Origin of the sequence: Fibrobacter sp. UWB16, assembly GCF_900215325.1 — a bacterium.
Classification (GTDB): domain Bacteria; phylum Fibrobacterota; class Fibrobacteria; order Fibrobacterales; family Fibrobacteraceae; genus Fibrobacter.
In genome coordinates this window covers 892,866-913,664 of sequence record NZ_OCMS01000001.1, presented here as the reverse complement: position 1 = coordinate 913,664, position 20,799 = coordinate 892,866, and the positions used below count along the sequence as shown (strand labels likewise).

Sequence of the window (20,799 nt, the reverse complement as noted above, 5' to 3'; positions counted from 1 at the left end):
TTATGAAAATCGCCGCCCCTGCTTATCGCAAGGACGGCGTTTTTTTCATGTCATGCCGGTCTTTGTGCCGGCATCACCATACGTGTCTCGAATCGCTGATGCTATCGGAGTCTGCGCAGGCCTCTTGGCATCGGGACTTCCTTGCCGTTTTCCCCGAGCAAGTAGATGTTGTCGAGGTTGATGAATCCCTTGCCGCTATAGCGGGCGCGGAATGCGAAGTTCTTGATCTTGGTCGGGTCGAGCTGCGGAATCGTCTTGCCCCAACCTTCCTGCTTCATGTTTTCCCAGATGAGCGTGTCGCGAACCCAGTTGCCTCGCGTGTTTTTGAGACGGACCATGAATTCGTCGTAGTCTTCGACCTGACTCGACATGATTTGCAGTTCGATGTAGCCCTGCGGATTGTTGTGCGATGTGGCGTAATCGAAAACGATACCGACGGAATTCTTGATTTCTTCCGGCACGTTGTAGTAGGCTCCGGAGTAGTTCGGCCAACCGAGATTAGGCGGTTGTTCGACAATGAAGTCGTGGCGGATGTAGCCGCCGAGAGGCGGGTTACCGTTAAAGACCTTGGCATCCATCGAGGTGGCGTTGTCGCCATTCACGACCGGGAACCACGATACGTTGTCTAAACCGTTGTCGAAGTTCTGCATCACGCTTGTGGTGCGGTAAGCGCCACGGACGCGGAACGGAATGTTGAACGAAGTCTGCTTTTTGTTCTTGCCAGTGATGGTGACTTTGATTTCCTTATTGCCAATCGAGACTTTTTCTGTGAGCGGAATTTGCAAGTGGAAACTTTCGATGGAAGAATTCCATTTGCCGTCATCGGGAGTTGCACGAACTGTGAGCGGGCCGTTCTTGTCCCATTTCTTGATTTGAACTTCTGCACCGGCGAGCTCACCACCTTCTTGCACGGCGGTTACAAAGAGGTCAAGCGTATCGCCTACGACAAGGACTTTCTTTTCAAGCGCAGCGGCGAGAACTTCGGGTGCGCTGTTTTGCTGAGCCGGGTTCATGCGGACAACGACAGTTCCAAACGGCGGAACTTCGATATCGCGGTTCTTGCCTTCGATGCGGCGGCCGCTCGGACCCATTTTCGGGTACGGGTAAGCGTCGCGTTGGTCGCCAATCCACTTGAATTGTTCTGCGCCAAACACGTCAACTTCTACGCGTGCGTTGCTCGGTTTTTTCTTTTCGCTCTTGCGGTCAACCTGCACAATTTGCTTAGTGTCGGTGAGGTTCACGAGAAGCACGTTGCAACTGTTGCCTTTGCAAATGGCGTAAGGCACGACTGATTCTGTAGTGCTCTTGACGGGAACGACGGCGTAACCGCTTTCGAGGAATCGTTTGAACGTCATGTAGACACCGTAATATTCGGCGGTGGGTTCAAGGCTTGCCCAGCGGTTCCATGAACCTTCCTTGACGAGTGCTGTCATGCTGATAGTTCCCCACGTGTGGTCCGGGCCTTCAAACACGTTGCCGAATGCATCCCACGGGAGCGCTTGGAAACGGTCGCCAAAGCGGACGGCGTACTGTGCAAAAATGTTTGCCATGCCAGCGGCTTGCGGGGAGTCCATCCAGATTTGTGAGCCTTGCACGGACGTGCTGAATTCCGAGAGGAATACGCGACGCTTGCCTTCGAGATACTTGTTCATCCAGGCGTTGAGCGTGTCGGCGTTGTGTGCGACATCGAGGCTTGCCTTGAGCATGTCTGCAGCATTCAAGTTGTTCGGAGCCCAGTACGGATAAGTGTGCAAGTCAACGACATCGAGATAGCGTTTGCCATCGGCCTTTTCGGCTTCGCCGACGATGCGCAAAAATTCTGCCATCCAGTATTTGCCATCCATGAGGCCTGCGCCTTTCTGCTGCATCTTGTGCGTGCTGAGAAGCGGACCATGCAAGATGATGCTCGGGTCAACAGCTTTCATGGCGCGGGCGTATTCGATAAAGCGTGCGGCATATTGCCTTGCCGAAAGTGGACCGGACTCTTCCCATTCTCCATCAAGTTCGTTGCCGATTTGCCATTGCTTGATGTTGTACTTTTTGACTTTGTTGGCGTAGCGCACCCAAGCGGCTGCTTCCTTAGAGGTTCCAGTGCCTGCGTTGACGCAAATGACGGCTTGAGCTTTTTGACCATTGACAAGTTTTGGGAGCTTGTTGATGTAGGTCATGAATTCTTCGAAATGCCATTTGATGTTGGTCCAGTCGGTGCGCGGCTTGTCGCCGTTGCGCGTGGACATTGCGAAGAACTTGTAATCGTTCCCGGCGAGCAAATCGTCAGAACCGCTATAGAGCTTCATTTCTCGAATTTGCACGCCTTTAGACGGCAAGTCGGTCGTCTTGAAGCGGAGCGCTACATAGCGAGCGCGCGTTGTGGCGAACTTGTACTTTGTTTCGCCGCTAGTGACCTTGACGGTACCCCATCTCTTTAACTTATTTTCGAGATTCTGGTGAACGCCCGGGTATTCGGCGTATTCGTCCGTCCAATATGAAAGTTCAAAAGACTTCGGGCGGAGATTGCCCCATTCGACGACGATGGAATCGAGGTCTTTCTTTTCAGGGAATTCAATGACGATCCAAGGCGGGTCTTTTGGATCGAGAATTTCGCCCCACCACATAGTGCTCTTGTCGCCATCGGCAAGGTGGCTGCGACGGATGAAACCGTAGTTGTCTTTTGTCGTGCCGCGGTAAATTGTTTCGCCGAGGAATCCCGGAGCCCAGCTTTCTTCGCTTGGTGTCCAGAGTCCAGTGCTGTCGTATTTGCCTGCGCCGTTCCAGTGGTAGTCATTGCTCAAACTTCCGTTTGGGAAGCGGAATATCGTGTAGCCGCCATCGACGAGGGCGGGCGTCATGTCGTAATAACGCGTGGGCGGATTCCAGATGGCGAGATCGGCGCCCATCATGTTTTGCTTGTTGATGACAACGCCCGGATGCGCATCGTCAATCTCGATGATGTTCTGTGCGGCAAGCGCAGATGTCGCAGAAATTGCAAAAGCTGTGCTGCACAAAAGTTGTTTGAATTTCATTTATCCTCCTCAAAAATGGGGTAGGGTTTGTTGTGAAAATTTACTTGATTTCTAGCTTGTCGAAAGATTCGTAATGATCTGCGGTGTAGTAAATGACGCAATCGCTTTGATAGACGAGGCGCTTTGTACCGCGATTTTTAGCCGAGTAGTCGACATCGGCTTCATGGTATGAGCCTTCTGGCAAAGTTGCATGATAATTGCTAGCGTTTGAAGCGTAATTGCTGAATTTATCGCCGCCGATCATCACGCCGATCGTTGTCCACGGGTTAAAATTCCACTTCTCGAAAGTCTTGCCTGTTTTCGATTCGTAAAGTTTTTGACCTTCGTCCTTGCTTACATAGTTGCCTGGTAATTTGTCGAACTTGCACAAGTATGCAGCCACAGAATCGCGTGTAGTGTATTTTCCGGATTCTTGGACGGCATCGAGGATAGAGGTAAAATAGTCCTCTTGGTTAAACGCATCTGGTGCACAAATAATATTTCCGCATTCATCGTGTGAATATTTATAACACTGTATATTGTCGTAAGATACTTCTTTGCAGTTGTCTTCTGGTGCAGACGTTGTGCAGGCTGTAGCAAAAACGGAAATTGCGGCTGTGTAAAAAAGATGTTTTGTCAATTTCATAATCAAAATGTAATAAAACGATTTTTACAACATGGACTTTGCATAACCTCGAATGGCGTTAAGGCCTGATTCTAATGTTTGTTCTTCTTGACAGGACTTTTTTATTGACGATGTACAAGAGGTATGCCGCAAAAAATGAAATTAGCATGGTCAAAATGTTCGAAGAATCTTTATCCAAAAAGTCTATAAAATCAAAGAATAATTTGTATATAAATATGTGACACAAATACAATTCTAATGACATTAGCCCGAAAATGGTAAAAATCTTATCAATGGTTTTGTATTTGTCAAAAAATTTTGCAAGAAGTAAGCACAAAACGGGAGTTATGATAATGTAGGGAAGGTACGCTAGGGAACAAGTTTGCAAGGCGTAGAAAAAATAGGTCTGGAATATAAATAAAATAATGGTGGCGATAAACGCGGCTGTCAATCCAATTGTTTTTAGTTTTTTAGTAAGCCTAATATTACATCCGTCTTTTGCCCAATGCCCAAAAATTGCGCCTATGAAAAATATCGGGAGCCTTGCGTAAGTCAATATGATGAATCCCCCGTAATTCTTGTTGTTGTAACAAAGAATACAAGTTAATGCGTAGATTAACATTAAAGAAAATCCTGCTCCGATAAAATAGAAGGATGCTTTATATCCGTATTTTTTGAATAGCTTAAAGTAAACGGGGAATATTGCGTATAAAAATACAATGCAAGAAATAAACCACGACTCGTCACGGTATCCGATCCAATAGCCCAGTGTCGTTGCCTTGCATATCAATTGGTAAAAAGCCCTAGTGCTAAAATCCATTTGCGCCAAAAAGGCAAAGCCTATCACAACCCAAAATTCAGGAAGGATGCGGAAAAAACGGCTCTTATAATATTTCTTTAAATCAAAATTTTTTCTGGATAGGGAATAGTAAAGACCGAAACCGGACAAGAATAAGAAAATGTCTACGCCGCCATAACCGACGGACCTGAAGAAATCTATGAAGTCTATATCTGTAGGGACTCGCAAATGAAACAGCATAATCCATAATATGGCAAAGCCCATTATGGCACTTCTGTGTTTTGACAATAATTGAAGTACGCTGTTCACATTATTAATATACTTGATTTTTTAAAATAGCGATATCAATTTTTCCAGTGAAAACTGTAAATATTCTATATTCATTGGAGTTCTTGGATGGCCGGACTTTTGCTTTGACAAGGTGTTTTACAATGCGAATTTTTGAAAAAATCAGTGAATTTATTGGCAAGTGGATGGCGGTGGTGGTGCTTGCAGTTGCGGCACTCTCTTTATTTGCCCCAAGCACGACTCTTTGGATCCAACTTTCGTGGGTGAATTACCTTTTGATGGTCGTGATGTTTGGCATGGGGCTTACGCTCAAGTTGAGTGATTTTGCGCTGGTGTTCATGCGACCGAAAGAAATCATCCTCGGTTGCACATCGCAGTTTGTGGTGATGCCTACACTTGCTTTTTTGCTTTCGAAAGCGTTTGGACTCGATGCTGCTTTAATGGCGGGCGTGGTTCTCGTGGGCACTTGCCCAGGTGGCACTGCGAGTAACGTCATCACTTACCTCTCGAAGGGTGATGTCGCGCTTTCTGTCGGCATGACGAGCGTGAATACGCTTCTTGCGCCTGTGCTGACTCCGGCGATTACGTACTTGCTGCTTCGAACGACGGTCAATGTCGATGTGATGGCGATGTTCCTCTCCATCGTGAAGGTGGTGCTTGTGCCGATTGCGTTAGGATTTGTTATCAACAAGTTCTTTGGCAAATGGACAGCGCGGGCGATTAAAGTTTTGCCGCTTGTTTCTGTGATTGCTATTGCGATGATTGTCGCGGCTGTCGTTTCGCACAATGCAGCGAAGATTCTCTCTACGGGCGCTATCGTGTTTGCCGTGGTGATTCTTCACAACTTGCTCGGTTACGGCTGTGGCTTTGGTCTCGGCAAAATGCTCAAGTTCTCTACGCCCAAGACAAAAGCGCTCTCCATTGAAATCGGCATGCAGAATTCTGGGCTTGCAACAAGCCTTGCGGCGACTGCGTTCTCGGGCCTTGCCATGGCAACCGTCCCCGGCGCCATATTCTCCGTATGGCATAACATTTCCGGTGCGATTTTGGCGAATGTTTACCGCCGCTGGGATAAATAAGTTATTTCTTCTTTGCAGATAACTTCTTGAATTCGGCTCGTGCCTTTTTCATGTCGGCAAGGAAAGTCTCGTCATTGTGCAAACTTGCAAACGCTCCTGAAACAAGAACTTTGGAGGCATCAACATCGCTTTGCCAATGGAACCCTGCAATCACGCGACTTTGCCCCCATTCATAGGCGTACTTCAACAATGCGTCTTGCGCAGCCGGGTTCACCTCGACCAAGAGCAATGCCATTGACCTGGCGCGAACGGTATGTCCCGACGGGTAGGAGCCATTCGTTCTCAGCCGCTCTTCTTCGGCAGGGACAAGAGTCGATTCGTTGAAGCGGTCATAGGGGCGGCGCCTCATGTAATGCCTCTTGGGCAGGCTCCCCACCTGCTTAAGCGTCCGGATTCCGCGTTCGAGCATGTTCATGATGGCGGGCGTCTTCTTTGCCGAAATTTCCATGCCAAAAGGTTCGCTGAACATCTTGGCCATGTCCTCGATCGTTTCTACCGCCTGCGCCACGGCCAGGGCTGCACGTGCGGAATCCGCTCGCATCGCTTTGCCCCACATGTATTGCGAGATGTCGTACATGAACTGGACGGACGTTGTTTCCGGCGGCGCAGGGTAGAAGTTGAGCGCGTTCGGAAGCGCGTCTGCCTTGACGTATGGTTTTGCGTCTGCCGCAAAACTGCAAAGAGTTGCTCCGCAAATGGCAAGAGCGAAAACAGATTTTTGGAGAAGTGTAATCATATTTTAAAGATATATTTTTAGAAAACGCGTGAACGTTTATTACAGTAATGAAATGCGCACTAATCGCGTCCGTAAAAAAGCTGCGTGTTGCGATGCCAAGCCACTTTGCGATAAACCGGCTCTAGCAGCGAATCGTTTTCGTTCATAAAGAACGTGTGCTTTTTCGTGCACGTGGACACCAATTGCACGCAATAACGCGCAGTCGCTTCTGTGTGGTGCTTTCTGTGGAAGCACGAAAGCGTAAGCAAATGGTCGTTTTCCATCGCTTTTTCCACGGCGCCACGATAAATGCGGGGGAGGCTGCACCCGCGAATCCAGACCGCAAACGCACCGTTCGCAAGCGCAATGTCTAAAATCCGACGTTCCGCATCCGAATGGAACGTGCCCACAAGGCACTGGTGGAACCCCCCTGCTTCTGCGGCCCATTGCTCCAGTCGATAATCATCTGCGTCAAAATCTCTCGACGCGAAAACACCGATTTTCGTTTCTGGCCCAAACCACAATCGCATGGCCCCCTCTGTGTTGATTCCGATAAGTTTGATTCTGTTCATATTTTTGCTCCCTTAAAAAATAAAGACCGCCCCGCTTGCGCGAACTGCGATCTAATAACATCACCCTTTCTAGTGCTAAACGTAATATACAATTAAAATTTGAGAAAAACAAGTACGGTAAAAGAGGTAAAACTGTGAACGAATTTGCGAAGTCTCTTGCGCGTACTGTTTGACTTTTGTATGTTGTGCGATATGAAGTTCAAGTTTGTTTTGAAAATTGTGTTACCTATTTTGCTTGTTCTGGTTGCAGGAACACTTTTCTTTCTGTACTATAACAATCGTATTCCTGAAAATGCCTTGGTGTATTATCGCATTAAAGATCACAAAGGCGAAATTTCTGTATGGCGGGCTTCTAACTGCGAGATAAAAGGGGATGAATTTCAGTGCCATGCAGAACTGTGTCCCGATGATACATTTAAAGGTTATCCACTTTCGCGGAAATATAAACCGGACACAAATACGTATCAAGATACGGCCTATATAAATTTAAATTTTGGTCTGTTTAAGAAAACGAGTTATATCCCTCGTCCTGTATATGCAACGTTTGACACCGCTTATTTTAAAAAACAATTTGCTTCAGTAAAGAAAACTTTCCCTTGTTCTCATTCAAAAAGGTTTTCGTCTTCGTATGAGTTGACTGCCATTGATTTGCCTAGTGGCGTGACTTTCTATGAAACAGGAAAGAAAAAAGACTCCAAAAAATCTGCAAAGTCAAAAGAAAAAAATGAACGCAAAGATTCTTTAAGCTCGAATCTCAAAACGGCGCCGACAATACATTCTGTTTCTATTTCTTGTCCTGAGATGCATTCGTTTCCGCACTATACGTGTTATTGCGACAATTATCCAACTTATTGTGGGAATCCTAAATACACAAATTTGCCTGCACTTCCAGAATCTCATTTTTATGCGATGGACGTATTGTCTTTGAGGGATAGCTCTTTCACTTGGAAATTAATATACAAGACTCCGTACAGCAAAGCCGATACGCTGAAAGTTACAACGACAGTCAAAAGAGAGTAATATAAAGTGTTAAATTGTATGAAATATTTTGTTTTTGCTTGTCTATTTATTTTGCTTTTGCCGTTCTATGCGGTTGCAAAAGAACTTACCGCGCTTGGCTTTGTGAAAGACCCCAAGGCGTATGAACATGATGGATATTATATCCGCTTGGCTGTATATTGAGCTTTTTGAGGTTTCTTTGAAAACGCGCAAAACCGTTCTCGTATCCCGTGTCAATGAGAATGTACCCTTCATCAATTGCAAAAAGATAATTGTTGACGACCCGATTGCCAATGTTGTAAATGGTCATGCAAGAAATATAGTTATATAATAGCCCAGGGCTATCAGCGGACTAATTCGCAAACTGCCAGGTATCGAACAGCACATCACCCTTTATAATCAGATAGACCGTGTGGACGCCGCTTGAGATGTTGCCGCACTTCGCTTCCTGTTCCTGCCAGTCACTGCCAGCGCTGTTGATTGAGGCTACGTTCGCGCCATCTCGCTTGTCAAGACGGAGCGTTACCGAGCCCTTGCCTTTCACCAGGGCCTTCAGCGTTTTTGCGCTGCTGAAATTCACATTGCGAACTTCGATGACGCCTTCTGTAGGTGCCGGGCCATCCTTGCTGGGAGTACCGACGGAAGCCACCATGTGGCCGGGTTCCTCCGTTGGCACGTAGCGAATGCCCAGGGTTGCGGCAGCCGTAGATGCCTGCTGCACGGAATAGGGGTCAAGATTCTTGATGGCCTTTACACCCTTGTAGGTCGGTTTCGCTTCCTTGATAACGACATTTGCTTCGTCCACTTCAATTTCGTCAACCAGAATGCTGCGGAAACCGCCGTGGGTACCTATGGAAGCCTCTAGAATAGCTGCCTGATAGAATATGTACCACTTGTCCTGATACTTATGGAGATGAGTGTGATTGTTGCCGTAGGTCATGCCATTCTCACCCATGTTCTTGAAGTAGTTCCCGCCGTAGGTCCAGGAATCAGGATTCAGGGGCTCGGTACTGGTGAAGTAGTTCATGCTGCAGGCCGTCGGAGCCTCACCACCCCATTCCCAAGGAGTATGGTCGTTCCAGTCGTTGTTGAAAGTATATACGTACTTGCCGTTGATATAATTGAGTTCATTTGCCTCAAAGTGGAACGGGGACGGAAGTTTCACCGGATCCCCGTCAAGGGAATGCAAGTCCGGATTGAGCTTGGCAATCCAGCCCTGCCCATTACCGAACGAAATCCAGCCATCGCCGTTGTCGTCAATTACGGCACCCGGATCAAATATGGAGCCGCTGCCTTTTACAACAGGATTGTCGCCATCGATAAGGCTCTTGCTCAAAGGAGATGTCCACGGACCCACCGGAGACTTCGCCTGGATAACGCCGGTGCCAAAGCCGCTATTGGAGAAATAGAGGGAGAAAAGCGTGCTGCCATCGGCCTGCTCCTTGCTAATGATGCTGGGTGCCCACGAAGCCATAATCCACGGAGCCACTTCACCGACAGGAATCAGTCCGTGATAAGTCCAGTTGACCATATCGTCAGTGGACATCATTACCAGCGTCTTGATTTTCTCGTAAGTATTGCTGACACCTTCTTCGTACTGCTGATGGTCGTTGGTGCCATAGACATAGAGACGCCCCTTGTACTCAATGGCCGTCGGGTCCGCACAATACTGGAAATCCAATATAGGATTGGCATTGTCCAAGCCTAATTTTGGGGACTTTACAGGCATCTTGCCTACCGTGCCATCGGAATCCTTTGCCCGGATAATGATTTTACCGAAACTGATCGTTGCGGCATCACTTGGAGTGTCTGGGCTTACGGCAAGAGCCAAACTGACAAGCGTCTTGCCCGGTTCAAAGGACAGAACAAGGCTTGTTGCGCCACTAGGAATTCTTTCCGTAGTCTTGGCCTCGTCGCTATAAGTCGCAATCACATCAATGTTATCGTATGCGACAGCCTTGGCAAAGTTTATCTCCACCTTAGTATAGACATCCGTATTCAGGTCGTGTATGTCCCAGTAGTTGTTGGCATACTGCTTATAGGTAAAACTATTGTTGTCGGGGTCCTTTTCGCCACCGCCGCCGTACCAATCTACAATGATATCCTCGATAGACAGGGCAATATCGAATTTGGCGACAGCAACCTCATCCTTTATTTCGTCATTGCCGAGAGAATCCTTAGGCAATTCCTGAGAAAGGGAATCCTTTGGCTGGACGGAATTGACGGTATCCTTGGGCAGAACCGAGTCAACCGTGTCCTTGGGCAGAACTGGATCGAGGGAATCCTTGGGGTTTTCCTGACCGAGAGAATCTCCGGGGATATCCAGAATGGGGTCGTCTTCGTCAAAATCCTTGCTGACGGAATCATCGTCACCGCAGGACATTAACATGGACGAAACGGTTACAAGCGTTGCCGCAAGAAGGATTTTCTTTTTCATATTCACACCCCATGCTATCTTGATTATTATTAATAATATATTATATCAGCAAATTGGTATATTATGAAAAGCAGTTTTTTTCACATAGCGTGAACAGTTCTAAACGGCTAAATTTTTATCACCGGCATAGGCGGGATTACTATTTCTGTGGGAGCGGTAACACTGACGAATATTGCCGTCGCCCTTATTTTAGGTATTATTGTAGATGCAATGCTAAGCAAGAAAGGATAGGTTCCCATGAACGAATTTGAAAACATGGAAAACGTGACCATTTTCAAGCACCCGCTTATACAACACAAAATTTCGCACCTGCGCGACAAGGAAACGGGCACTAACGAATTTCGCCGTCTTGTCGAAGAAATCGCGATGCTCGAAGGGTTCGAGGCCCTGGCGGACCTCCCGCTTAAAGACAAGGAAATCGAGACCCCCATTGAAAAATGCACTACGCCGGTGCTTGCCGGGCGAAAGCTCGCCCTGATTCCGATTCTACGCGCGGGGCTCGGCATGGTCTCCGGTATGCAGGCGCTGGTCCCTTCAGCAAAAGTGGGCCACATCGGACTTTACCGGGATGAAAGCACGCACGAACCGGTGGAATACTACTGCAAGCTCCCAGACCCGATTGACGAGCGGCAAATCGTAGTCGTGGACCCCATGCTTGCGACTGGCGGGTCTGCCGCCGATGCCATCAGCATGATAAAGAAACACGGTGGCAAGAAGATTAAGTTCATGTGCATCATCGCCGCTCCCGAAGGCTTGAAAAAACTGCACGACGCACACCCCGATGTCCAGATTTATGTCGGGCATCTGGACCGCTGCCTGAACGAGGTTGCCTACATTTGCCCCGGCCTCGGTGATGCCGGCGACCGCATTTTCGGAACGAAATAGCAAGTCCGATGTTTATTACCAGTTTGTGGACGTAGGTTCCTTTTTTACCCAATAGCCGCCAGTCTTTTTAGAACCACGACGTTCAATAAGTTCTTTTTTACGCAAAGACGAAACAACCTTATCAAGTGTGTCAATAGGTATTTGTAGTCTGCCGGAAAGTTCTTTTATCATAACTCCAGGTCTTTTTGTGATTTCCAGGAACACTTTCTGCTGTGTTTCATTTAGTTCAATTTTTAATCCGCCATTTAATCCGCCATTTAATCCGCCATTTAATCCGCCAATATTGCTCTTTTCTGGCACATGATCTGTCAACGGAATCTCCGCTATAAAAATATCATTATCCACAAATTTGGGTTTTAACCCAGAATAAATTTCGCACAAGTCACTAATTTTACGGATACCCGTACCAAGGTATTCCGCAAACCCCATCTGTGCAAACATTGTGGCAATATGCGGATTCTTAGGATAAGAACAAAGTTGAGATGCTATTTTCTCGTACGCAAAGGGCTTATTCGCGTTATTCGTCACAAGCTTATCTTTATAAATAACGAGCGTTGTTGGAATCGGATTCATGTATTCACGATGAATCAGCATATTCGCAATCACTTCTCTAAAAATCTTGTCACGCAAAGAGAGTCTTGTTTTCCCATCCAAATAGAATTTGTCTGGGAGATGCTTTTCGATAAACCCGTTCAATAATTCGTAACCATCAATCAAGTTGCATGTAACAGTCAAGCGATCATCGTAACGCATCAGGTCTTGTTTGCGGACTATTGCTTCAATTTTATAATATGGCAAATAACTCGAAATCGCTTCGTCCGTGCCGAACAGCATAAGTGCAGCAAGTGTATAACCCGACTTTCCAATGGTAGAATCATAGCGAATCAAACCAGCCGCTTTGAAAAAATCTTCCTTGTTCAACTTGAGCCACGGGTGATTGGACCTGATGGAACGAATCAAATCCTTGGCCTTCTTAAGCATTCCGCGTTTAATATCAATTTCGCGAAGCCCCGGATAAACGGTATTTTCCGTATAGCTGTTGCTTTTGCGCAAATACATTGCACTAATTGCGCTCTGCGTCTTTACCACAAAATCGCCATCGACGCTACGGTCAAAAACCTTCTTGCCGGTCTTGTGGACCTGCGAACTGGCGGGAACAAAGAAGTAGATCAATTTTTTGTCTTTGTAATCAACAACTTGCGGGTCTATCAAGTTCTGAGGATCCAATTTTTCAGGATTGTTGCTTAAATTCGCTATTTGCTTGCAAAGTTTTTCGACGCAATTGGGGGCAACGCCCTCAATTTTTTTGTCGTCTGTAACACCAAGGACAATATGCCCCCCATTGCGGTTTAAGAATGCCGCAACAGATTCAAAAAGATTGTCGGGCAATGCAGTCTTTGCCCTCTTGAATTCGACCGTCAAGCTTTCTCCCTGACGAATGATTTTTCTCAATTCTTTTTCATCCATATCGGCCCCTTTTATCCTCTCGGGTAACGCAGTTTCGCACCGCATTTAGGGCAACGCAGAATCAGTTCCTTAAGCCGCTTGATTTCGGCATCTTTGTCTTCTAGCACCTTGGCAAAATCCCCGATGGCGTTGTTAGCACTGCGATTCGGGCCTCCGTTGAATTTTCCAAAAATTTCATCGAACATAATTATTCCTTATAAATTTTAGTTGAACGTCGCCATTGGGCGACATTTTGACAGGCCGTTGCGATTATGCTAAAAAACAGCGCACAACATGCCCTTGCTTATTTGTTATGTATTGAGATTTTCCACGTCTTGCGCGGAATGGGATAATCTTGCAATCCTGTTGGCGGGGGCTTTCCCCGGCGTTACTTGCCACTCTTTCGAGTGAACTCGAGTAGGTCGTGTTCCTACCAGCTATCCAACAGAACCATCAAGAAGGTTGATGGGCCCCGCCGCGAATGCACGTACGGACCCGAAGGTCTATGTCGACTGTCACGAGGATTATCGAATATCGGCTACAATATACACAAATAGGTTGTCAGCGTCAAGGAGATAAAAGCTCATTTCCTTTAATATATTCGTTTATTCATCTTTTGATTCGAAATAATAAAACATTGAGTCAAAAAATGGTATTTATGCATATTGCATTCGCTAGACTATAAAAAAAGAAGTATATTTATGCAAACTGTAGGAGTACTGTATGCCGTTATTTCATCTTGAAAATAATAACTTAAAGCGTATCAAAGAATCCTCTTTTAGATTAGAAAAAGACATTCAATCATTATGCGAAAAAAACATGGAGGAATTATTAGGTTGTAAATTCATCAAAACGGAATTTTCTATTGAAAAGTTCAGATTTGATTCTCTAGGTTTTGACAAAAACAACCAGTCCTTCGTAATTGTTGAATACAAGCGCGATAAAAATTTTAGCGTAATAGATCAGGGTTACGCGTATCTTTCCGTTATGTTAAACCACAAATCTGACCTTATATTAGAGTACAATGAAACTACTGGTGAAAATTTAAAGAGAAACGATGTTGATTGGTCTCAATCTAAGGTTATTTTCGTAGCACCATCTTTTACCTCTTATCAGCGAGAAGCTATTGGTTTTAATGATCTTCCAATAGAGTTGTATGAAATAAAGAAATACGCCAATAATACGATTACATTCATGCAAATACTTGCTAAACAGTCTTCAGAGTCAATAACGACTATTTCAAAAACAAATGAAAAAGTTAAAGCTGTTAACAAAGAAATAAAAATTTACACAGAAAGCAATCGAAAAGAGGCCGGTTCTTTGGAAATGCAGGAGCTATACGACAAAGTTAAGCGTATGATTTTAAATATTGGAGATGACATTTCAATCAAAGCTACAAAGTTCTATATAGCATTTATCAGAAAAACTAATTTTTGCGACATAAACATTCAAAAAAATCAAATAAAAATTTGGTTGAATGTGAAAAAAGGGAAATTAGAAGACAGCAAAAAAATTGCTAGGAATGTTGCTGACATTGGACATTGGGGAAATGGCGATTATGAAATCGCTCTAAATTCGGACGCCGATATTGAATATGTGGTGAGTTTAATTAGACAATCATATAATCTGAATGAATGACATTGCCTTTGAGTTGATTGAAAATTGATATTTATGCGATTTAATCGGGCGTTGCGGGGTGTCCCCGCTAGAAAGGGTAGCGAGCAACGTAGTGCGAGCGAGGGGAAGGCTTTCCCCTCCCTTTTTGTATGGATTGCTTCGTCATTTTTTTCCTCGCAATGACGTTTTTCGGGTCAATTTCCGATTACATTCCCTAATCACAAACCACCACCACTAGCCACACTTATAGTCTTTTTCTATCTTAGCCCGCACCGCCAGATGTCGTATTTCTGGGGAACCGGGCGAGAACCGCCCACAAAAAGGATTATTTATGTCTCAAATCGAACTTACCTTCCCCGATGGCTCCGTACGTTCCGTAGCATCGGGCACCACCGGCCTCGAAATTGCAAAGAGCATTTCTGAAGGCCTCGCACGCAAGGCTCTTGGCGTTAAACTCGGCGAAAAGGTTTTGGACCTTACCCGTCCGCTCACCGAAAGCGGTTCCATCCGCATCATCACCCCGAGCAACGACGATCCGGATGCATTGATGCTCCTCCGTCACAGCTGCAGCCACGTGCTCGCCGAAGCCATCTGCGACTTGTTCCCGGGCACAAAGCTCGCTTACGGTCCGGCAATCGACAAGGGTTTCTACTACGATTTGATGACACCGACTCCGCTCAAGGAAGAAGACTTCCCGAAGATTGAAAAGCGGATGAAGGAAATCATCAAGGAAGACCGTCCGTTCACTCGTTGCGAAGTTAGCGCCGAAGAAGGCCTCGCTCGCACGGAAGGCGACAAGTACAAGCACGATAACGCTGAACGTGCTCTCGCTCGCGAAGGTTCGGATGGCAAGTTGAGTTTTTATGTAACGGGCGAACCGGGCAAGAACTGGGAAGACCTCTGTGCCGGTCCTCACGTGCCTTCTACGGGCAAGCTTAAGGCTTTCAAGGTGCTTTCGATTTCCGGTGCTTACTGGCACGGCGACCAGAAGAGCGACCAGCTCACTCGTGTTTACGGTACCTGCTTTGCTGACAAGGAAGGTCTCGAAACTTACGTGAAGTTGCTCGAAGAAGCCGCCAAGCGCGACCACCGCAAGATCGGCAAGGAAATGGACCTTTACCACATCGAAGACCATTCTCCTGGCATGGTGTTCTGGCACCCGAAGGGCACCAAGATGGTGAACGCCCTCAAGGATTACATCCGTGGCAAGATCGACCATCGCGGCTACCTCGAAGTGATCACTCCGGAAATCGTGAACAAGACTTTGTGGATCAAGTCCGGCCACGCTGACAAGTACAATGAAAACATGTTCAAGACGATGGCTGGCGATGTCGAAATGGCTGTGAAGCCGATGAACTGCCCGTGCCACATTTTGATTTTCAATTCTCAGCTCCGTAGCTGGCGTGACCTCCCGATGCGCCTTGCCGAATTCGGTAAGTGCCATCGTTACGAACCTGCCGGTACGATGCACGGCCTTATGCGCGTGCGTGGCTTTGTGCAGGACGATGCTCATATCTTCTGCACCGAAGACCAGATTGCAAGCGAAGTGGCTGACTTCTGCCACTTGGTCAAGGAAATCTACCACGACTTCGGATTTGACGATGTGAAGGTGAAGTTCTCTACCCGCCCGGCAAAGCGTGTGGGTTCTGACGAAATCTGGGACAAGGCTGAAGCCGCTCTCGCCGAAGCTACGAAGCTCGCTGGTCTTGACTACGTGCTGAACCCGGGCGAAGGTGCCTTCTACGGCCCGAAGCTCGAATTCACGCTGAAGGACTCCCTCGGACGTGATTGGCAGTGCGGTACCATCCAGGTGGACTTCAACTTGCCGCAGCGCCTTGGTGCTGAATATGTCGGCAAGGACAACCAGAAGCACATTCCGGTGATGTTGCACCGTGCTGCTGTCGGTTCCATCGAACGCTTCCTCGGCATTCTTATCGAAGAATTCATGGGCGACTTCCCGCTGTGGCTTGCTCCGGTGCAGGCTCGCGTGCTCCCGATTTCTGAAAAGTTCGTGGACTACGCCAAGAAGGTGCAGGATGAACTCGTGGCTGCCGGCGTGCGTACTGAAATCGACGAATCCAACGAAAAGTTGGGTTACAAGATCCGCCAGTGCGAACTCCAGAAGGTTCCGTATCTCCTCATTGTAGGCGAAAAGGAAGCAGCAGAAGGTCTTGTTTCTGTCCGTAAGCGTAAGGACGGCGACAAGGGCCAGATGAGTGTCAAGGCATTCATCGACATGACTGCTGAAGACAGAAAAGTCGTCCGCTAATTTCGCGACTTGAGCGATTCCGGGTCAAGCCCGGAATGACGCATTTGAAAAAACGCAGACTCGTACATTCCGAGCCTGCGTTTTTGTACTTTTTAGAAAAATATTATAAATTTCTTACATAACCCTCTAGAGGTTGCTTATGCAAGAAGTCTATTTGCGTGAAGTTTATGTCGCTGATATGCTGGGGATCTTTTTGATTCTCGGTGCAATTTTCAGCGGTGCTTGGAAGTTGCAAAAAAAGAATGGCGAAGACAAAGTTTTGCTTGGCATCATCATTCTTGTGATTGTCGCCTGCATTGCCGATGCGATAACTTTTTCCATTGATGGTCATACAGGCCGTTTCGTGAAAGTATTGGCTTATGTCTCGAACAATATCCTGTTCTTGTCCAACATGGCGATTGGCCCACTTTGGGTGATGCTGATTTCTTTGCACCTCAATGGCGTCGTGTCCAAATTCCAGCGTAATTTTATGTTGATTGTTTGCAGCGTCATTACGGTCCTGATGGTCGTGAATTTCTTTAATCCGATTATTTTTGATATCAACGAACGGAATGTCTATACTCGCGGCCCGCTGTTCATGGTCAAGAACCTGCTCGAGGTCATCTTGATGGCGGATGGCGTTGTCATTTATTTGATTAGCCGTTACAGGAGCGGTGGCGTCAAGTTTTTCCCGGTTTTGCAGTTTGTGACTCCAATATTTATTTGCGTTTGCCTGCAGATTTTTTATTATGGAATTTCTACGATTTGGGTGGGTATCGCCGTCGGTTACACGAGTTTGATGCTTTCTCTCCAGAACGAAAATATATTCATTGATAAATTAACCGGCCTCTACAACCGTTATTACTTGGATAAAATTTCTGGAGAACTGAAACGCAAAAGAAAGATTGCGATGATGATGCTCGACATGAATGATTTCAAGAGCATCAATGATACTTTCGGCCATTCGCAGGGCGATGATGCGCTGGTCTCGTTATCGAATGTTTTGCAGATGTCGGTAGGGCCCGATGGAACGGTAGTCCGTTATGCGGGTGACGAATTTGTGATTGTTCTTGATAATGACAATGAAAAAAAGGCTGAGTCCTATAAGAATCTTATCAAGAAAAATCTTGAAGATTTCAACAAAAACCACAAAAAGAAATATAAACTGTCCGCATCGATTGGTGTTGGCGTTTTTGACTTGGATAAGAACAGCGTTGATGTAATTTTGAAAAAAATTGATAAGCTCATGTACGAAGACAAGCGTGCTTATTACGAGGCTACGGGGCATGACCGCCGTAGTCGCCGATAGCATTTATTTATTCCATTCGATGTTTAATGTCTGGATCAGTGAATCGAGACGCTTTGTCAGTTTTTCTGCACCTTTGTACGAAAGGTGATCGCAGTTGAATGCCATTTCGTCACCGTAATCATGCATGCCCATTTGGTTTTCGTCCATCAAAATGAAATGTGGATATTTTTCTTCGTATCCTTTTAGCATTGCAATCATTTTTTCGGCAACGGAGCGGCGTAATCCATAGCGCCCGAAAGATCCAGTTTCTTTATAATCGGGCGATTGCGGGAAAATTATACCGATGAGGTAGAGATTTTTGCTTTCGGCTTCCTTGATGAAATCTTCGATTTCTGCAATCAGCATATTCTCGGGATTAGGAACTTCGGCATCCATGTATGTGGAATCGACGTAAATGGGGTTGCCTTGCCATCCGTCATCTGGTGTGAATTTATGACCGAGTCTATCTTGTTCGTTGCTTCGGCTTTGTTCGTCGGAGCCGTATGAATCACGTGTGAGTTCGTATAATCCTTGTGGGTATCCGTTGGGCCAGAACTCATGAGCTTCGTCGTAAATGAATCCGGGCGATTTTAAATAAATGACGTCCCAAAAAGAAGGTAGCTCGTAATGACGTTGGAATAGAATGTCTAAATCTAGCGATACAGTGACTACTTTCAGTTTGGGCAAAAAATTGAATCCGTAATGGAACAGAATTCGCTTGGCAACCGATAAGTCTACAGCCGGGTTTGCGGCGTTGATTGAGAAAATGTCTGGATTTTTGTTTAAAACAAGTGGGTCTATGCCTGCCCAGGGTCTTGAAGAACCCGAAACCAGAACGTTGATGGAATCGCGGTATTTGTAGAGCATCTCCAAATCGTAACGTGTGTTCATGGGGCTCATGTCACCTGTAAAAGGAGAATCGAGTTCATACATGCCTGCACTGTCGACGTCTAGCGCGGTTTCGAAATTTTGAAGAACGCCGGTCCATAAATCCGGATGCCATAATTCGGCTCCGCTTGCAATTTCCGTGATGGAGGAATCGTTTGTGTTGACTAAAACGATTTTCGGATGTGTACCGTCAATGCTTGTCAGTGTAGCTACGGCGAGGTTTCCGCTGTTGTGTACCCATTCCGTGTGGTCGAATGTGTATCCCTTGGGCGCAGGGATCATCTTGATGAGTTCGCCTGTGCTGTCGGCAATTAACAGTTGCTCGTGCGTGGTGTATTGGTGGCCGGCGAAATTTTTTCCGGTATTTCCAGCAAAATCTAGGAATAGCGTCTGTTTAGTCAAGTCAGAAAGCGAAACGTTGCAGGCTTGTTCATTATTGTACCAGATACTGTTTTTGCCGTTGACGTTTGTACGAAGGAGACTAGCTCCTGATACGGCGAACTTGCCGTCTGTGCTTACGCCTCCGTTAAACGAACCATCGTAAAGTTTCTTGGGTGTTCCGAATTTCCCGTTAGCAAAGGGGACACTCCATGTGGATTTTTTTTCCCATATGGCCTGGTCGGAATTGTTTTCGGCAGTTGTGATGTAGACGATTTCAGTATCGGCGTTGGTAACTCTCCATCGCGGGATTGCCGCACTTTGGACTTCTAGTTTTATTTTATCTGCTTCTAAAGAGTCAACGCGTCGGACAAAAAGCTCCGATTCTCCGGAGATACCTTCGTACTTTGTTGAAAATGCAACGTATTTCCCGTCTGGTGAAAGCGTGGGGTGGTAGGCGTCGACGGAATCCTCGATTTCCCTGACGTTTGCTTTGCTGCTTGAAAAATTGACGATGGCGATGTTGCTGGTCTCGTCATTGCGGAATACGAGTTTGTTCAGGTGCGTATTTGTAAGTGACTTTAGTTGTGCCGATGTGGACAGAACGTTAATGGGGCTTGAGGTCACGTTCCCTTTTTTGCTCATCCAGACGGCGTTTGGAATTTTTCCAAAAGCAAGTCTAAAACCGATGTAGAAGGCTTTTGTTGAGGATGTGACTGTGTAGACATCGCTGCGGGTATCTAGCGTAATTCTGGAGGCTTCGTTGCGGTAGCAACCGCCTTTGATGATGCGTTCGCCAATGTTTCCGCCATCTGATGCTCCTGCATAATTTGTAACAGTTGTATCGCGGAGGTCCCCCATCCAGTCGTTGACCCATTCCATGGCGTTGCCGGTAAAGTCGCAGAATCCATTGAGCGTGTCTGCGGTACATGGCAATTGGAGCGTGTAATTGGAGTTTTCGGCAGTCCAGGCGTTCGATGGATTCCAACTGTGCGAAGCGACTAAAGTCCATTCGGCTTCTGTTGGGAGTCTGTAGGCGTCTCGGTCGGCATGGAATTCGTAACCGACCATGCCTGTGCAATGTCCATCAGAATCAAACGAAGCGCTGATATAGCTGTAGGCTGTGTCTAAATTTTCGCTTTTACTTTTTTCGTTAGCGAAAAGGATTGCGTCAAAAAAGGTAATGTCCGATACAGGGAATGGAGGGTAATCGAAGTGCGCCGTCTTAATGTATTTGGCGTATTCCTCGCGAGTCACTTCGTGCTTGTCTATTGAAAAATTATATGTGAATTCAACAGTGAGTTTCGAACTCAGTTTTACCGAGGAGTCTTTTGAATTTACAAGCATCATGCCGACGTGTTTAGCGTCTTCTTGAATAAAAGAATGTGGCACGGATGGTGATGATGTGCCGCTATCGGAACAACATAAAAAAATGCTTGCGCAAAATGCCTGAAAAATCCATCTCATAAAATTTGAATCCTAGTTCAACAGCTAAAATAAGTTACAATTATAAAATTGTCAAAGCCGAACAAG

The 20,799-nt window shown here is 46.3% G+C and carries 16 protein-coding genes; 7 read left to right on the top strand and 9 right to left on the bottom strand.

What is annotated here, in order from left to right; all coding sequences use genetic code 11:
* Positions 1–101 precede the first annotated feature (101 nt).
* Genes CRN95_RS03765 through CRN95_RS03755 form a run of 3 tightly spaced genes read right to left on the bottom strand, consistent with a single transcriptional unit; the run spans position 102 to position 4,735 of the window.
* Positions 102–3,023, bottom strand: a complete 2,922-nt coding sequence (locus CRN95_RS03765) for a glycoside hydrolase family 44 protein (RefSeq protein WP_097020126.1) — start codon at positions 3,021–3,023, stop codon at positions 102–104.
* 40 nt (positions 3,024–3,063) lie between these two features.
* Positions 3,064–3,648, bottom strand: coding sequence for a ribonuclease domain-containing protein (locus CRN95_RS03760; RefSeq protein WP_088630636.1), 585 nt, complete (start codon positions 3,646–3,648; stop codon positions 3,064–3,066).
* Between the two features lie 58 nt (positions 3,649–3,706).
* Positions 3,707–4,735, bottom strand: coding sequence for an acyltransferase (locus CRN95_RS03755; protein WP_235002857.1), 1,029 nt, complete (start codon positions 4,733–4,735; stop codon positions 3,707–3,709).
* A 122-nt stretch (positions 4,736–4,857) separates the two neighbouring features.
* Between CRN95_RS03755 and CRN95_RS03750 the strand changes: the two genes are divergently transcribed.
* Entirely contained in the window at positions 4,858–5,793 is a 936-nt protein-coding gene (locus tag CRN95_RS03750; RefSeq protein WP_088630638.1) for a bile acid:sodium symporter family protein, read from the top strand.
* Between the two features lies 1 nt (position 5,794).
* Here the strand turns inward: CRN95_RS03750 and CRN95_RS03745 are convergent, their stop codons facing one another.
* Both CRN95_RS03745 and CRN95_RS03740 read right to left on the bottom strand, forming a co-directional pair.
* The gene (locus CRN95_RS03745; RefSeq protein WP_097020125.1) at positions 5,795–6,529 is read right to left on the bottom strand and encodes a phosphatase PAP2 family protein; all 735 of its coding nucleotides are present in this window, start codon (positions 6,527–6,529) and stop codon (positions 5,795–5,797) included.
* A 59-nt stretch (positions 6,530–6,588) separates the two neighbouring features.
* The gene (locus CRN95_RS03740) at positions 6,589–7,080 is read right to left on the bottom strand and encodes a hypothetical protein (RefSeq protein WP_088630639.1); all 492 of its coding nucleotides are present in this window, start codon (positions 7,078–7,080) and stop codon (positions 6,589–6,591) included.
* A 192-nt stretch (positions 7,081–7,272) separates the two neighbouring features.
* On the opposite strand from CRN95_RS03740, the gene CRN95_RS03735 reads away from it, so the two are divergent.
* Positions 7,273–8,100: a hypothetical protein gene (locus CRN95_RS03735; protein WP_235002856.1), complete on the top strand. Its 828-nt coding sequence runs from the start codon at positions 7,273–7,275 to the stop codon at positions 8,098–8,100.
* An 18-nt stretch (positions 8,101–8,118) separates the two neighbouring features.
* The gene (locus CRN95_RS14975) at positions 8,119–8,262 is read left to right on the top strand and encodes a hypothetical protein (RefSeq protein ID WP_235002855.1); all 144 of its coding nucleotides are present in this window, start codon (positions 8,119–8,121) and stop codon (positions 8,260–8,262) included.
* Between the two features lie 169 nt (positions 8,263–8,431).
* Here CRN95_RS14975 and CRN95_RS03730 read toward each other — a convergent pair whose 3' ends face one another.
* Positions 8,432–10,516: a glycoside hydrolase family 43 protein gene (locus CRN95_RS03730; RefSeq protein WP_088630641.1), complete on the bottom strand. Its 2,085-nt coding sequence runs from the start codon at positions 10,514–10,516 to the stop codon at positions 8,432–8,434.
* A 255-nt stretch (positions 10,517–10,771) separates the two neighbouring features.
* Here CRN95_RS03730 and upp point away from each other — a divergent pair, with 255 nt between their 5' ends.
* Positions 10,772–11,401 carry a uracil phosphoribosyltransferase gene (upp, locus tag CRN95_RS03725; protein ID WP_088630658.1) on the top strand — a complete coding sequence of 210 codons (630 nt, stop codon included), beginning with the start codon at positions 10,772–10,774 and terminating at the stop codon, positions 11,399–11,401.
* Positions 11,402–11,416: 15 nt separating this feature from the next.
* Here the strand turns inward: upp and CRN95_RS03720 are convergent, their stop codons facing one another.
* Together CRN95_RS03720 and CRN95_RS14750 are read right to left on the bottom strand one after the other, a co-directional pair.
* On the bottom strand, positions 11,417–12,868 hold the full coding sequence (locus tag CRN95_RS03720) for an RNA-binding domain-containing protein (RefSeq protein WP_159462265.1): 1,452 nt from the start codon (positions 12,866–12,868) through the stop codon (positions 11,417–11,419).
* An 11-nt stretch (positions 12,869–12,879) separates the two neighbouring features.
* Complete coding sequence (locus CRN95_RS14750; RefSeq protein ID WP_159462264.1) at positions 12,880–13,053, bottom strand: hypothetical protein; 174 nt, start codon at positions 13,051–13,053, stop codon at positions 12,880–12,882.
* Between the two features lie 517 nt (positions 13,054–13,570).
* Here CRN95_RS14750 and CRN95_RS03715 point away from each other — a divergent pair.
* From CRN95_RS03715 to CRN95_RS03705, 3 genes are all read left to right on the top strand, one after another.
* Entirely contained in the window at positions 13,571–14,485 is a 915-nt protein-coding gene (locus CRN95_RS03715; protein ID WP_088630643.1) for a DUF5655 domain-containing protein, read from the top strand.
* Positions 14,486–14,795: 310 nt separating this feature from the next.
* Positions 14,796–16,733 carry a threonine--tRNA ligase gene (thrS, locus tag CRN95_RS03710; RefSeq protein WP_088630644.1) on the top strand — a complete coding sequence of 646 codons (1,938 nt, stop codon included), beginning with the start codon at positions 14,796–14,798 and terminating at the stop codon, positions 16,731–16,733.
* A 139-nt stretch (positions 16,734–16,872) separates the two neighbouring features.
* Positions 16,873–18,021 (top strand): GGDEF domain-containing protein, encoded by a 1,149-nt coding sequence (locus CRN95_RS03705; RefSeq protein WP_088630645.1) that lies wholly within the window; start codon positions 16,873–16,875, stop codon positions 18,019–18,021.
* A gap of 3 nt (positions 18,022–18,024) precedes the next feature.
* Here the strand turns inward: CRN95_RS03705 and CRN95_RS03700 are convergent, their stop codons facing one another.
* Positions 18,025–20,733 (bottom strand): TIGR02171 family protein, encoded by a 2,709-nt coding sequence (locus tag CRN95_RS03700; protein ID WP_088630646.1) that lies wholly within the window; start codon positions 20,731–20,733, stop codon positions 18,025–18,027.
* Positions 20,734–20,799 lie beyond the last annotated feature (66 nt).

Excerpts from the sequence above, each read along its gene's own strand:
- CRN95_RS03765 (WP_097020126.1), bottom strand. The coding sequence starts at position 3,023 with ATGAAATTCAAACAACTTTTGTGCAGCACAGCTTTTGCAATTTCTGCG.
- CRN95_RS03760 (WP_088630636.1), bottom strand. The coding sequence starts at position 3,648 with ATGAAATTGACAAAACATCTTTTTTACACAGCCGCAATTTCCGTTTTT.
- CRN95_RS03750 (WP_088630638.1), top strand. The coding sequence starts at position 4,858 with ATGCGAATTTTTGAAAAAATCAGTGAATTTATTGGCAAGTGGATGGCG.
- CRN95_RS03745 (WP_097020125.1), bottom strand. The coding sequence starts at position 6,529 with ATGATTACACTTCTCCAAAAATCTGTTTTCGCTCTTGCCATTTGCGGA.
- CRN95_RS03740 (WP_088630639.1), bottom strand. The coding sequence starts at position 7,080 with ATGAACAGAATCAAACTTATCGGAATCAACACAGAGGGGGCCATGCGA.
- CRN95_RS03735 (WP_235002856.1), top strand. The coding sequence starts at position 7,273 with ATGAAGTTCAAGTTTGTTTTGAAAATTGTGTTACCTATTTTGCTTGTT.
- CRN95_RS14975 (WP_235002855.1), top strand. The coding sequence starts at position 8,119 with ATGAAATATTTTGTTTTTGCTTGTCTATTTATTTTGCTTTTGCCGTTC.
- CRN95_RS03730 (WP_088630641.1), bottom strand. The coding sequence starts at position 10,516 with ATGAAAAAGAAAATCCTTCTTGCGGCAACGCTTGTAACCGTTTCGTCC.
- upp (WP_088630658.1), top strand. The coding sequence starts at position 10,772 with ATGGAAAACGTGACCATTTTCAAGCACCCGCTTATACAACACAAAATT.
- CRN95_RS03720 (WP_159462265.1), bottom strand. The coding sequence starts at position 12,868 with ATGGATGAAAAAGAATTGAGAAAAATCATTCGTCAGGGAGAAAGCTTG.
- CRN95_RS14750 (WP_159462264.1), bottom strand. The coding sequence starts at position 13,053 with ATGTTCGATGAAATTTTTGGAAAATTCAACGGAGGCCCGAATCGCAGT.
- CRN95_RS03715 (WP_088630643.1), top strand. The coding sequence starts at position 13,571 with ATGCCGTTATTTCATCTTGAAAATAATAACTTAAAGCGTATCAAAGAA.
- thrS (WP_088630644.1), top strand. The coding sequence starts at position 14,796 with ATGTCTCAAATCGAACTTACCTTCCCCGATGGCTCCGTACGTTCCGTA.
- CRN95_RS03705 (WP_088630645.1), top strand. The coding sequence starts at position 16,873 with ATGCAAGAAGTCTATTTGCGTGAAGTTTATGTCGCTGATATGCTGGGG.
- CRN95_RS03700 (WP_088630646.1), bottom strand. The coding sequence starts at position 20,733 with ATGAGATGGATTTTTCAGGCATTTTGCGCAAGCATTTTTTTATGTTGT.